Source organism: Moritella sp. JT01 (assembly GCF_001574435.1).
Lineage (GTDB): Bacteria > Pseudomonadota > Gammaproteobacteria > Enterobacterales > Moritellaceae > Moritella.
In genome coordinates, this window is sequence record NZ_LOCN01000038.1 from 14153 (window position 1) to 27611 (window position 13459).

Genomic DNA, 13459 nt, shown 5'->3' on the forward strand with positions numbered 1-13459 from the left:
ACACTATTCGAGCGTCAATAATTCTGACTGTAATTGAGCTAAAAATTCGTGCATGTAGGCACTACGTCTTTGCGCTTCTACTTTGGCCGCTTGGGTCTGCATACTGTCACCGAGCGTTAATAGCTTGGTAAAAAAATGATCGAGGGTATACACGTTGTCGTCTGGTTCACGTTCAGCACAGAGTGGATCAATACTGCTATAAAGCTGACGGTTTAGCTTGCCCCCGACTAAAATACAACGGGCGATACCAATAGCACCAAGTGCATCCATACGATCAGCATCTTGTAATATTTTCGCCTCTAAGGTTTCCGGCATAATATTCGCGCTAAAGCTATGTGCGACGATGGCATGATGAATAGCCTTGTGATATTGCTGGGGATAGTTAATCTCTTGTAAGAACGCCACCGCGCGATCTGCAGCTAATAAAGAGGCTTGCTTACGTTGTGGATGATCTTTAGCAACCGATACACAATCATGTAACCAAGCAGCGGGCTCTAAAATTGCCAACTCTGCGCCTTCAGACTCGCCTAACTGTCTTGCAGTAGCGACAACACGTTCAATATGGTCGATATCATGCGCGCGATCAGCACAGCCCAGTTGAGTTAAAAATTCAATAAACAGATTTCGCATGATACTCTCGTTAAAATAACGCTTTAAGCTAGGATCTTTAATAAAAATTATTCATGCTCGGTCACGTGACAAGCCAGATCGTGTACCACATGACGAATATGGTGATCATCCAATCGATAGAGGATTTGTTTACCCTGACGTTCAGAACGTAAAATACGCGCTTCACGTAAATGACGTAAATGGTGGCTGGTCAGTGATTGTGACATCCCGGTAACCGCTGATAGCTCAGAGACAGGAACGGGTCCAGCCATACAGGCAAGTACTAAGCGAATACGGCCTTCATCGCCTAACAAATGAAAGAGATGCGCGAGAGAAGCAATATGCTGATCATCCAATGCAGGTAATTCAGCACTACATTGTGGTTCTGGACAACATTGAGATTCTAATTTTGGCATTCTGCCCCGCTAAGATAAAAATGGATGAAAGGAAAGTGTAACACTTAAGGTCATAGGGGCAACACCTACCGGGTTTGCAGATCAAAAATGCCAGCCTAATATACACGAATAGCGCATACTCAGCTGGCACTTTTTTATCCCATTAACGGTACACAGGTACCGTTAATGTTGGCTATCTAATGCATTAAATAAACGCGAGTTTCGCAATGAATACCACAGCCAATACATTCATACCTAAAGACACATCGGCAGAACGACCTGTACCATGCTTAATGATAGTGAATGATAAGAAGCCTAAGATAATACCGTCAGCGATTGAATACGTTAACGGCATCATGATTGCAGTGATTGCCGCTGGTACGTAATCGGTAAATTCATCCCAGTTAACTTTATGTAAACTGCCAACCATTAAGAAAGCAACGTAGATCAACGCACCCGCAGTCGCATAACCAGGTACAATCTGGGCAATCGGCGCAAAGAACATCGATGCTAAAAATAACAGACCAACAACAACCGCAGTTAAACCAGTACGACCACCTTCGGCAATACCGGCATTACTTTCGATATACGTTGTTACTGGTGGACAACCAATTACCGCACCCGCAACACTGGCTAAACTGTCAGCTGTTAAGGCTTTGTTTAGATTTTTAATTTTGCCATCTTTGTTGTACATATTTGATTTTTCAGCCACACCAATCATAGTGCCAGCGGTATCAAACATGTTAACAAATAGGAATGCGAGGATGATACTGACCATAGATACGTCTAATGCACCCATTACGTCCATTTTCATGAATGTTTTTGACAAACCAGTTGGTAGTGATACCACTTGCTCTGGTAGGCTGACTAAACCCATTATCACACTGATCACAGTGGTAACAACAATACCGATTAACACCGCACCGAATACTTTACGCGTTGCTAAGATAGCTATAATTAAAAAGCTGAGTGAACCTAAGATAACTTTAGGATCATGAAAGTTACCCAGTGTCACTAACGTTGCAGGGCTTGCAGTGATGATGCCAGCTGCTTTTAAACCAATAATACCTAAGAACAGACCAACACCCGCTGTCATTGCGTAGCGCAAGCTGCTTGGAATGCTATCGATGATCCAACTGCGTAGTTTCGTCACACTCATGATGACAAACACGATGCTTGAAATGAATACCGCACCTAATGCAACTTCCCACGTATAGTCCATGCCCTTTACGACAGCAAAGGTAAAGAAGGCGTTAAGCCCCATACCTGGCGCTAGACCCACAGGCCAGTTCGCATAAAGACCCATGAAGATACAACCGATTGCCGCACTTAATGCTGTTGCAACGAATACCGCTTGGTAGTCCATGCCTGCAATAGACATGATATCAGGGTTAACAAATAGAATATAAGCCATGGTAACGAAAGTCGTTAAACCTGCCATTACTTCTGTTTTAATCGTGGTGTTATGTGCTTTTAGCTTGAACAACTTTTCCAGAAAAGTTGCAAAAGCAGAAGTGTTAGTTGAAGCAGAGGTAGACTGACTTGCGGTATTCATTAAGGTACTCACTTTTTGTTTCGTTCACCTTACTCACTGTATGACAGTGGCTGTCTGTACTTATTGCTCTGTAATGCAACTGATAGATACAAACCAAGGTGACTGGATGTTTAATAAATGGCTGTCGCTTAGCGGAAAAGTGGAAAGTTCTAAACTGACAATTATTAAATAACCGGATTTAAAATATAGGTAATTATTACCTGCTATATTCACTTAGTGAACGGGCGGATTATCTGCTAATTCACGATAAATTGGAAGTTTTTTGTCAGAAAAGCATACCTTTATTACATAAAACCATGATTTCAGTGAGAATTACTAATCAAATGCCTAAAAGTATAATTTTAGTTAAAAAAATACCAGCGCTAGGCTGGTATTTTCACTATAAAAATATATAAAATAGATGCTTAATGAGGTTTAGTCACGAGCATAGATAACGTGGCCGTCATCTTCTTCGTCCCAATCATCCCAATCGTCATCATCATCGCTATCTTCAATAACGGCGTGATTAGCAATTTGGTCTTTATGGTATTCATCCCATAAGAAGCCAACATCGCCATCATCTTCAACTGGCATTTCAATCTTAGGACGTGGCATAGACTCAATCTGTTCCATCATAGCGCGAACAAGATCTTTGGTACCAACACCACTTGAAGCAGACATAGTATATACTTCGCCTTCCCAATTAATCGCTTCTACAACGCGTTTAATTGTTTCTTTCGCTTCGTCTTCTAATACCAGATCAGTTTTGTTAAATACTAACCAACATGTTTTTGCTGCTAGTTTTTCACTGTATTTCTTCAGCTCACTCACAATAACTTTTGCGTTTTCTGCTGGATCACTAATGTCCTCAGGTAATAGATCAACAATGTGAACCATTAAACGACAACGTTCTAAGTGACGTAAGAAACGGATACCTAGACCAGCACCATCAGAAGCACCTTCAATAAGACCAGGAATATCGGCAACCACGAAGCTACGTTCAGGGCTTGCACTTACTACACCTAGGTTAGGTACTAATGTGGTAAACGGGTAGTTAGCTACTTTTGGTTTCGCTGCAGAAATTGCACGAATAAAAGTAGATTTACCTGCGTTTGGTAGACCTAATAGACCTACGTCAGCAAGTAACATCAATTCTAGGCGTAAGCTACGCACTTCACCTGGTGTACCTAACGTCTTTTGACGTGGTGCACGGTTTACACTGCTTTTAAAACGAGTGTTACCAAGACCATGGAAACCAGCTTTCGCGACCATCTGACGTTGCCCATGCATAACAAGATCGGCAATAACTTCACCAGTATCATCATCTGCAACACGCGTACCAACCGGAACACGTAAAGTGATATCTTCACCACGTGCACCCGTTTGATCTTTAGGACGACCATTCTCACCACGTTCCGCTTTATGGAAACGGACAAAACGAAAATCGACTAGCGTATTTAAGTTTTCATCTGCAATCATATATACATGACCGCCATCGCCGCCGTCACCACCATCTGGGCCACCACGAGCAACATATTTTTCACGGCGGAAGCTTACACAACCACTGCCGCCATCACCGGCTTCAACTTTGATTCGGGTTTCATCTACAAATTTCATTTCGCTATCGCTCCTACAAATTAGGAATGCAGTTAGTTGCACGGATTAAGTAATCGATCTCTTAACCAGTAAGATCACTTCATCCGTAAAATACTTGAATCAATAAATTAATCCGTGCAGCTATCAACTTTATCAATGGAGAATTATGACTCCACAAGCTTAACCAGCAAGTATAAGACAATAACCTCGATCAATGACTACTATTTTTATTATTCTTTATTACTAATATTTATTTTAGCAATAAAAAAACCCCGCCATATAGGCGGGGTTTTNNAAAAAAAAACCCCCGCCATATAGGCGGGGTTTTAAGATTCTTAGTTTGTACTGAAATTATTCAGCTACAATGCTAATAAACTTACGGTTTTGTGGTCCTTTAATTTCGAACTGCACTTTACCGCTAGCTTTAGCGAATAGAGTGTGGTCACGACCACAGCCTACGTTTGTACCAGCGTGGAATTTAGTACCACGTTGACGAACTAGAATGTTACCCGCAAGAACTGATTCGCCACCAAAGCGTTTAACGCCTAAACGTTTGCTTTCTGAATCACGACCGTTGTTGGTACTACCACCAGCTTTCTTATGTGCCATCTTTTAGTACTCCTAATTAAGCGATTTTAGTAATCTTAACTTCTGTAAACCATTGACGGTGACCCATCTGTTTACGAGAGTGCTTACGACGACGGAACTTAAGGATTTTAACCTTGTCCGCACGTCCATGAGATACCACTTCAGCAGTGATTTTCTTACCTTCAAGGTAAGGTGCGCCAACTTCGATATTCTCGCCGTTTGCAACCATTAATACTTCGTTAAATTCGATGCTTGAACCAGCTTCAACGTCTAGAAGTTCTAGACGAAGAGTTTGACCTTCAGCAACGCGGTGTTGTTTGCCACCGCTTAGGAAAACAGCATACATGTTTTCTGACTCCGATCCGTGTCCAGCATACCTTAGGTAGCGACACGTCATGATAATTTATAACAATGGCGCGAATTCTACTCAAAACTTTCCGGTTAGGCAAGCTGATTTTCAAAAAAAATATAAATAAGCAGTAAAGTTGTAAATCGCTATCGCTTAATCCTTTCGGCAATTTCAATTTAGTGTACAATTACGACATAAATTTGGCGGACATTTCATCTTGTAGCCTACTATCAAGATAGAGCTAGTGATGTATATAGCTATCAATAGCTTTGCAAATCGTCATACAACTATAAAAAGTAGCACGGAACTTATACACATGGACATTAAAGCCATTCAAGCGTTATCCAAACAAGATATGGACGCTGTCAATGAACTCATTTTAGATCGACTGCAATCGGATGTTGCCCTCGTAAATCAAGTGGGTTATTACATTGTAAATGGTGGCGGTAAACGCATACGTCCACTAATAGCAACGTTAAGTGCACGCGCACTGGGCTACCAAGGTCAACAACATATTGATGTAGCAGCTATCATAGAGTTCATTCATACTTCAACCTTATTACATGATGATGTGGTTGACGAGTCCGATATGCGTCGTGGTCGTGAAACAGCGAATGCTGCATTTGGCAATGCGGCAAGCGTGTTAGTGGGTGACTTCTTATACTCACGCTCTTTTCAGATGATGGCAAAACTCAATAACAGTAAAATTATTGATATTTTGTCTGATGCAACCAATGTGATTGCTGAAGGTGAAGTATTACAGTTAATGAATTGTAATGATGCCGACACTGACGAAAAACGTTATATGGATGTCATCTACTACAAAACAGCCAAGCTATTTGAAGCCGCAACGCAGCTTGCAGCGGTTATCTCTGAACAACCAGCACACATCGAACAAGCAATGATTGATTATGGTGTACATTTAGGTGCTGCATTCCAGTTGATTGACGATGTGATGGACTACACGGCTGACGCTCAAGAAATGGGTAAAAACGTCGGTGATGACCTTGCTGAAGGCAAACCAACACTCCCATTAATTCATGCGATGGCGAACGGTACCGAACAAGAAGTATTAATGGTGCGCGAAGCAATCGAGAAGATGAATGGCATGGATAATCTTGATGCCGTTCTGGCTATTCTTGACCGTACTGGCTCACTTGATTATTGCTTTGATAAAGCCCAGCAAGAAGCTGACTTAGCCGTTAAAGCAATTGCAGTACTACCTGAATCAGAATACAAGCAAGCGCTGATCTCACTGGCTTACATTGCAGCAAATCGCAGTAATTAAACAGTAACCTATTAGTGATATAAAAAGCCGTCTGATTCTTCGATATCGAAGAATCAGACGGCTTTTTTGTACCTTAAATTCCAGCGGTTATTACTTACTTTACCGTGAAATCATTAGTTCACAAACGAGAACTAAGATTACTGGGTACGTCGCTTTTATAAATTGCAGATACAAAAAAGGCCGCATCAGCGACCTTTTGTTTATCAGTGTAACCAGACAGACTTATACGTCGTATGGGTTAACTAATATCATTGTTTCGTTACGATCTGGACCAGTTGATATGATATGAATTGGTACGCCCGTAATTTCTTCAATACGCTTGATGTAAGCGATTGCAGCTTCTGGAAGTTGCTCTAGAGAAGTAGCGCCGTATGTTACGTCACTCCAGCCTGGCATTTCTTCGTATACAGGTTTAACAAGTTCATAACCGTCAGCAGCCATTGGTGGTACGTCAAGGATTGAACCGTCTTGTTGCATGTAGCCAGTACAGATTTTCAATGTTTCTAAACCGTCTAATACATCCAGTTTAGTTAGGCAGAAACCTGTGATGCTGTTTAACTGAATTGCACGTTTTATTGCAACCGCGTCAAACCAACCACAACGACGTTCACGTCCAGTAGTTGCACCAAATTCATGGCCTTTAGTACCTAGGTGATTACCGATTTCATCATCGAGTTCAGTTGGGAATGGACCAGAGCCAACACGCGTAGTGTAAGCTTTAGTAATACCAAGAACGTAATCGATGTGGCATGGACCAAAACCACTACCAGTAGCTACGCCACCTGCAGTTGTATTTGATGATGTTACATACGGGTAAGTACCGTGATCGATATCAAGTAACGTACCTTGAGCACCTTCAAACATGATATCATCACCGCGGCGACGTGCATCATCAAGAAGTGAAGTTACGTCTACAATCATGTCTAGTAGAATAGGTGCAACTTCGTGCATCTGTGCTAGTACATCTTCGTAGCTTACTTCAGGTTCGTTATAGTAATGCTGTAGTTGGAAGTTATGGTATTCCATTACTTCTTTCAATTTAACAGCAAACTGTTCCATGTTGAATAGATCACCAACACGTAAACCACGACGAGCTACTTTATCTTCGTAAGCTGGACCGATACCACGACCAGTTGTACCAATTGCTTTTTTGCCAAGTGCTTTTTCACGGGCAGCATCTAGTGATACATGATATGGCAGAATTAATGGACACGCTTCGCTGATAAGCATACGCTCACGAGCTGGGATACCTCGCTCTTCAAGCATTTTAACTTCAGTCATTAATGCATCAGGTGCTAATACGACACCGTTACCAATGATACATTTAACGTTTGAACGTAAAATACCAGATGGAATTAAGTGAAGAACTGTTTTTTCACCATTGATTACTAGAGTGTGACCAGCATTGTGACCACCTTGGTAGCGCACAACATATTTAGCTCTGTCAGTTAGTAGATCAACTATCTTACCTTTACCTTCGTCACCCCATTGAGTGCCGAGAATAACTACATTCTTTCCCATGATACCGTCGCGGTTGTTGGTTAAAAGAGGATTCTAGCAAAATTTAAATCAAAATGTTTAAAAAATTTGATTTCTATCTCATTAAAACCAGAAAATATAAGTTTACTTGTTGTTCTGTTGCACAATTATATTACAACGTAAGCAATAACACGATACCGGTTACGACTAGGCAACCTGCATATTTGCGTATTTTGTCAGCGGGCTGCTGCGTAATAAGGGTAAGCATTTGCTGCCATTGCTTAGGCATTAGCATCGGCATAGTACCTTCGATAATCAATACAATCGCCAACGCTAACCACAGTTCATTACCCATCAAACCACCTCATTATAGTGCTATAAAGCGTTAACCACACAAAAAACACATAAAAAATCCGTTCACGAAGGAACGGATTTAAAATGAGTACAATCAACTCTAATTTAGAGCATATGACCGACTATTTTGCTGTAGCAACACTCACTTTCGTTTGCGAACGCATTCCAACAATCGATATTATAATTGCAAGTACAGTGGGTAATACCCAAGCTAAACCTTGATCAAATAATGGTAAAAATTCAAAGCCACTCATTGCAATACCCGCTACTTTCATGCCGTCTAATACACCAAACATGGATGCAATAACCATGACGAAACGGAATGCAAACTGTGGATTAGGGAAACGTTCTTGCAATAAGATTAGTGCAACAATCGCAATCGCAAGTGGGTATACCGCAAACAATACCGGTACCGAGATACTAATAAGTTGTGATAAACCAACATTCGCTACAATCGCACACACGATGCAATTAATAATAACGAGCATTTTGTATGACCATTGTGGCTTTAACTCATGGAAAAATTCTGCCACCGCACTTGCTAAGCCTACAGCCGTAGTTAAACATGCTAATGTTACAACCGCCGCTAAGATGTACTGACCAGGCATACCGAATAAGGCTTGTACATAAGTCGCTAAGATCATCGCACCATTTACATCAGCGCCAACAGCAATAAGAGATTGGCTCGTTGCGCCTAAGTAGAATAGTGAAATATAAACAAATGCAAGACCCGCTGCTGCGATAGAACCCGCCATGACTAAATATTTAAATTGACCCGCTTTATCTGTTACGCCTTTACTTTTAAGTACGTTAATAATCAACATACCAAACATTAATGACGCAAAGGTATCCATGGTGTTATAACCTTCAAGGAAACCTTTGGTAAAAGGACTATCTATATACGCTTCACGTGCCACGCCAATATCACCTTGTGGCATGATAAAGACCGCAATCGCTAATACCGTTAATAATATAATTAATGCCGGAGTTAAGATCTTACCGATATTATCAATCATTTTACCTTGGCCTAAAGCGAAACAGGCGGTGATAATGAAGAAGATAACAGAGTATAAAGCCAATGTTGTATCGTTAGCTGCATCACCTAGAAAAGGTTTAATCCCCATTTCATAAGCAACTAAACTTGTTCTTGGTGCTGCAAAGGCAGGACCGATAATCACATAAATGGCCACAGCAATCGCGGTGCCGACCATTGCCGGTAAAAAGCGGGTCATAGTAATTAAACCACCGCCTGCTTTTGCAACTGCGATAATTGTAATTAGGGGTAAACCTACAGCAGTAACAAGGAAACCAAACATTGCAGGCATAAATGATTGCCCAGCAAGATTCCCAGCTAAAGGTGGAAAGATGATATTGCCCGCGCCTAAAAAGAAGGCGAACGTCATAAAACCGATGGCTAAAACATCAGTTGTTTTTAACTTAGTTGTCATTAATATACTCTCTGCTTAGATATTGTTGTGTTTTCATTTATCAACTTCTTCCGTGAAGTAAGCATGGAGAAATACTCTCCAGCCGGTGTAGCACAAAGTATTATAATTATGTTCTTGTAAAGAATTTTGTATCAGCCACTCACCCATTAATTACCGATACTAACAATCTGGTCATTAAGTGCAAGAGCAAATCTGCCAGCACTATAATGAAATTACATTTTTAGATAAAAATCTTTAGTGATAGCCTGGTAATCATGGGAGTAGCTACCATCAGGGTTATGAACAGTAAGCGACTGGTTTTGCAATTGATTATAACCACGAGAAATACTCATCAACATACGTTTGTAAGCCTTTGTATGCGTTGTTTGTATATTCAGACACGTTATTTGTAAATTACCTAATTGTTGGCAGTAATTAACAAGCTCACAACCAGCATCATAAGGTAACACAAGTGCTATACGTCCATTTGGTGATAATAATTCCAGCGCACAATCCACGAGTTCCTGATGCGTTAAACTTCCCGTATGCCTTGCAATTTTGCGGGCGTCATCGGCAAAATCTTGGCCATGAATAAAATAAGGTGGGTTAGACACGATAAGGTCAAATTTAGTAGCTTCATCTTTATATGCTTGGGTGAATGACTGCAAAGCAACATGTTTAACTACGATTGAAGATGACCATGGTGAGTTATCAATATTTTTTTTTGCTTGTCGGCACGCTAACTCGTCAATATCAATCGCGGTTGCTTGTAGCTCACCTTGACAGCGTTGCGCTAACATAAGACTAATAAGACCTGAACCAGTACCAATATCAAGTGCTTTTAGCGGTGCTTCGGGCGTTGTTGCCACATCCGCCCAGCCGCCAAGTAAAATACCGTCAGTTCCTACTTTCATCGCACAATCAGCGTGTGAAACATGAAACTGTTTAAAGCTAAAACCATCATTTTTATTTGTCACTGTATTTCCACACTTTTATCTGCGCGTTATTACGAGGGCGGTACTCTACACTAGTTTGCTGTACGTGGAAGTACTTTAGAACGCGAGAATGGGATCATTTTATGCGTAGAAAAAACATTACCTGAAATAAGCGCTAGCTGTTCACTAAATGGTCGCCATGGATCATAGTTGAAGTAAATATACACACCATAACCAACCTCATGACCTTTCACTTTGGTTGCTTCAACCCCTAGTTGCAATAACGAGATTGGCGTGTAATCAAGACCTGCGGTTAATTTATGGCTATTATCAGTCGGGTCGTAATCATCATTCATTTGAATATCATCACCGAAGAAGTACTCAAAAGAACTATGGAATTGTAAGGTTGTCGTTATTGCGCCCTCGGCACGAATATCCACACTGTTAACCAGATCACCTTTGTCACCTCTACTAGACAACGGGAAATAAATATTCGATGACAGATTAAAGATATAATTAGGATCATCGTATTTAGTACCAATAGATAATCGCTGACTGCCTGAATTAAGCTCCACATCCCAAAAGGCATTAACACCCACACCAATAAGGCTGTCTTCAGGTAAAATACCTATACCATTAGAGATTAATATATCTTCATTTTTGTAATCTATATTCGCTTGCCAAATAAGATCATCAGTAAAGACATTGTCGAGTACATAATCAATCCCGGGGTTATTCGCTAACGAAGTTCCATGCCTATCATAATCATCATAATTACTGTGTAACGTTATACCAAAACTAAGATTAGAATAAAGTGGTACAGGAAATTCAAATGGTGTAGATTCAGGTTCTTCAGGCTCTTCTAACACTGGTGATGGTTTGCGTTGTTCTTCACCACCAACATGACCGCGCTGTTCCCCCCAATAACCTTTATTGGAAATTTTACCTTCATTTTCAGAATAGTACTTATCTTCAGCGGCATGAATAAAGGGTGATAAAGATAATAACAGCGTCATAGAAGAAAATAATACTACAGCAGAAAATAGACCACGTGGGTTCATCGAAAACGTACCTTAATGATAAAAAACTAGGCTAAGATAACAAAATTATAGGCTCCAAGCTAATGAATATAATCAATCACTATAATTACCAACCAGGTATTTAAATATCCCAATTAACGATTCTATCGCGCCAATAATACCGACAAAAAATAAGTACTATAATAGCGATTATTTCGTCACTTGAGTAGAAAACTAATACCCTCTAGAGCGCTAATCTGCCATAATGGCCGATTAGCGCTCTAAAATTTGACGTGTCTTTGTTTAAATACAGCAAATGATAACTTCATCTTCCTTTTTAACCTCTTGTATACGGTAGTTTTATGGACTTCGAAAGTCTCGATCTAGACCCTGAATTAATTGCAGCACTTACTGATAATAATCTTGTTAAACCAACATTGATTCAACAGCAAGTATTGCCAACTGCCATGGAAGGTAGAGATATCCTTGCATCTGCACCGACAGGTACAGGTAAAACGCTGGCATTTTTATTACCAGCTGTTCAGCATCTTCTTGACTTTCCACGTCGTGAATTAGGCCCTGGACGAGTACTTATCTTGACGCCAACGCGAGAACTCGCGAGTCAAGTATTCCAACAAGCTAAAATGCTAGCTGCCTATACTGACCATAAAGTATCGATGGTAACGGGTGGTGTTGATTATGCGCTACACGCTGAAGTATTAAAAAATAGTCTTGATATTGTCATCGCTACGCCGGGTCGTTTATTAGAATATATCCGTCGTGATGCATTTGAATGCGCCGCCATCGAAGTACTGATTCTAGATGAAGCAGATCGTATGTTAGATATGGGTTTTTATGATGACGTGAAAAAAATCACTGATGAAATGACCCGTCGTCAACAAACCATGCTATTTTCTGCAACCCTAGAAGGTCGTGGCATTGAGCGTTTTGCTGAAGAACTATTGAACGAACCTGTTGAATTTACAGCGAATCCGTCACGTAGAGAAAAAGCTAAAATTCATCAATTCATGCACCATGTTGATAACCACGCACACAAACAAGCCTTGTTAGTGCATTGGTTACGTGACGAAAGCACAACACGTTCTATCGTATTTGTTAAAACACGTGAACGTCTTGCAGAGCTTGTTAGCTACCTTCAATCACAAGACATCCCGTGTGCATATTTACGTGGTGAAATGGATCAAGCGAAACGTACGCGTTCTTTGAACCAATTCAAAAATGATAAAGTAAAAGTACTGATTGCTACTGACGTCGCCGCTCGCGGTATTGATGTTCAAGATGTAAGCCATGTATTTAACTTTGATTTACCACGTAGTGCTGAAGTTTATGTTCACCGTATTGGCCGTACAGCACGTGCAGGTAAGAAAGGTACAGCAATTTCATTAGTTGAAGCGCATGATCTACGTATCTTTGGTAAAATTGAACGTTATACTGAAGAAACGATTAAGCGTCGTGTAATTCAAGGTTTGAAACCAAACAATAAAATTGCAATGTCGAAAACCAAGAAAAAAGCGAAAGTAGCGGCGACTGGTAAAAATAAAGTATCAGCGAAGGCGAAGCTTAAAGCTAAAAAACGCACCAAGAAAAATAAGTCTAAAAGCAAGTAATCGCTAAACAGACGATAAGTTAAATTAGCTTGATTAAAAAGGCGTTAAATTTATTTAGCGCCTTTTTTGTATATCAATATTAGTTATTGATCATAAATTTTCGAAAATCAATTGAGTTTATATACGATAAGTCATGTCGATAGTTAATTCGTAGGCGAGTATTGAATAGAAAAGCGTTGAATAGTGTATTTATTAAATCCTAGATATAGAAAAGGCGGCACACTGTGCCGCCCTAAAGTCTATACTTTCAATCCATGA

13 protein-coding genes are annotated in these 13459 nt (G+C 40.4%); 2 read left to right on the top strand and 11 right to left on the bottom strand.

Features of this window, described 5'->3' with window-relative positions:
- Positions 1-3: 3 nt before the first annotated feature.
- The 6 genes from AKG98_RS21240 to rplU all read right to left on the bottom strand — a co-directional run bounded on the left by AKG98_RS21240 (position 4) and on the right by rplU (position 5068).
- Entirely contained in the window at positions 4-630 is a 627-nt protein-coding gene (locus AKG98_RS21240; protein ID WP_067050983.1) for an HD domain-containing protein, read from the bottom strand.
- 47 nt (positions 631-677) lie between these two features.
- Positions 678-1025: a helix-turn-helix transcriptional regulator gene (locus tag AKG98_RS21245; RefSeq protein ID WP_067050986.1), complete on the bottom strand. Its 348-nt coding sequence runs from the start codon at positions 1023-1025 to the stop codon at positions 678-680.
- Between the two features lie 184 nt (positions 1026-1209).
- The gene (locus tag AKG98_RS21250; RefSeq protein WP_067050989.1) at positions 1210-2559 is read right to left on the bottom strand and encodes an NCS2 family permease; all 1350 of its coding nucleotides are present in this window, start codon (positions 2557-2559) and stop codon (positions 1210-1212) included.
- Positions 2560-2973: 414 nt separating this feature from the next.
- Positions 2974-4155, bottom strand: coding sequence for an Obg family GTPase CgtA (cgtA, locus tag AKG98_RS21255; protein WP_067050992.1), 1182 nt, complete (start codon positions 4153-4155; stop codon positions 2974-2976).
- Between the two features lie 330 nt (positions 4156-4485).
- Positions 4486-4743, bottom strand: a complete 258-nt coding sequence (rpmA, locus tag AKG98_RS21260; RefSeq protein ID WP_006034530.1) for a 50S ribosomal protein L27 — start codon at positions 4741-4743, stop codon at positions 4486-4488.
- A gap of 16 nt (positions 4744-4759) precedes the next feature.
- Positions 4760-5068, bottom strand: coding sequence for a 50S ribosomal protein L21 (gene rplU, locus AKG98_RS21265; RefSeq protein ID WP_006034531.1), 309 nt, complete (start codon positions 5066-5068; stop codon positions 4760-4762).
- A gap of 319 nt (positions 5069-5387) precedes the next feature.
- On the opposite strand from rplU, the gene ispB reads away from it, so the two are divergent.
- Positions 5388-6359, top strand: a complete 972-nt coding sequence (gene ispB / locus AKG98_RS21270; protein WP_067050996.1) for an octaprenyl diphosphate synthase — start codon at positions 5388-5390, stop codon at positions 6357-6359.
- 222 nt (positions 6360-6581) lie between these two features.
- Here the strand turns inward: ispB and AKG98_RS21275 are convergent, their stop codons facing one another.
- The 5 genes from AKG98_RS21275 to AKG98_RS21295 form a co-directional block, all read right to left on the bottom strand.
- The gene (locus AKG98_RS21275; RefSeq protein ID WP_067050998.1) at positions 6582-7880 is read right to left on the bottom strand and encodes an adenylosuccinate synthase; all 1299 of its coding nucleotides are present in this window, start codon (positions 7878-7880) and stop codon (positions 6582-6584) included.
- 130 nt (positions 7881-8010) lie between these two features.
- Positions 8011-8193, bottom strand: coding sequence for a DUF2065 family protein (locus tag AKG98_RS21280; protein ID WP_067051001.1), 183 nt, complete (start codon positions 8191-8193; stop codon positions 8011-8013).
- A 121-nt stretch (positions 8194-8314) separates the two neighbouring features.
- Positions 8315-9640 (bottom strand): branched-chain amino acid transport system II carrier protein, encoded by a 1326-nt coding sequence (gene brnQ / locus AKG98_RS21285; protein WP_067051004.1) that lies wholly within the window; start codon positions 9638-9640, stop codon positions 8315-8317.
- Positions 9641-9852: 212 nt separating this feature from the next.
- Positions 9853-10596, bottom strand: a complete 744-nt coding sequence (locus AKG98_RS21290) for a tRNA1(Val) (adenine(37)-N6)-methyltransferase (protein ID WP_198155592.1) — start codon at positions 10594-10596, stop codon at positions 9853-9855.
- 50 nt (positions 10597-10646) lie between these two features.
- Positions 10647-11615, bottom strand: coding sequence for an inverse autotransporter beta domain-containing protein (locus AKG98_RS21295; protein WP_067051007.1), 969 nt, complete (start codon positions 11613-11615; stop codon positions 10647-10649).
- Positions 11616-11935: 320 nt separating this feature from the next.
- Between AKG98_RS21295 and srmB the strand changes: the two genes are divergently transcribed.
- On the top strand, positions 11936-13201 hold the full coding sequence (gene srmB / locus AKG98_RS21300; protein WP_067051009.1) for an ATP-dependent RNA helicase SrmB: 1266 nt from the start codon (positions 11936-11938) through the stop codon (positions 13199-13201).
- The last annotated feature ends 258 nt before the right edge of the window (positions 13202-13459 follow it).

What these genes read in the sequence shown, in the direction of transcription:
- rpmA (WP_006034530.1), bottom strand. Translation starts at nt 4,743, where the DNA reads ATGGCACATAAGAAAGCTGGTGGTAGTACCAACAACGGTCGTGATTCA.
- AKG98_RS21280 (WP_067051001.1), bottom strand. Translation starts at nt 8,193, where the DNA reads ATGGGTAATGAACTGTGGTTAGCGTTGGCGATTGTATTGATTATCGAA.
- AKG98_RS21250 (WP_067050989.1), bottom strand. Translation starts at nt 2,559, where the DNA reads ATGAATACCGCAAGTCAGTCTACCTCTGCTTCAACTAACACTTCTGCT.
- AKG98_RS21240 (WP_067050983.1), bottom strand. Translation starts at nt 630, where the DNA reads ATGCGAAATCTGTTTATTGAATTTTTAACTCAACTGGGCTGTGCTGAT.
- brnQ (WP_067051004.1), bottom strand. Translation starts at nt 9,640, where the DNA reads ATGACAACTAAGTTAAAAACAACTGATGTTTTAGCCATCGGTTTTATG.
- AKG98_RS21275 (WP_067050998.1), bottom strand. Translation starts at nt 7,880, where the DNA reads ATGGGAAAGAATGTAGTTATTCTCGGCACTCAATGGGGTGACGAAGGT.
- ispB (WP_067050996.1), top strand. Translation starts at nt 5,388, where the DNA reads ATGGACATTAAAGCCATTCAAGCGTTATCCAAACAAGATATGGACGCT.
- AKG98_RS21295 (WP_067051007.1), bottom strand. Translation starts at nt 11,615, where the DNA reads ATGAACCCACGTGGTCTATTTTCTGCTGTAGTATTATTTTCTTCTATG.
- srmB (WP_067051009.1), top strand. Translation starts at nt 11,936, where the DNA reads ATGGACTTCGAAAGTCTCGATCTAGACCCTGAATTAATTGCAGCACTT.
- AKG98_RS21245 (WP_067050986.1), bottom strand. Translation starts at nt 1,025, where the DNA reads ATGCCAAAATTAGAATCTCAATGTTGTCCAGAACCACAATGTAGTGCT.
- cgtA (WP_067050992.1), bottom strand. Translation starts at nt 4,155, where the DNA reads ATGAAATTTGTAGATGAAACCCGAATCAAAGTTGAAGCCGGTGATGGC.
- rplU (WP_006034531.1), bottom strand. Translation starts at nt 5,068, where the DNA reads ATGTATGCTGTTTTCCTAAGCGGTGGCAAACAACACCGCGTTGCTGAA.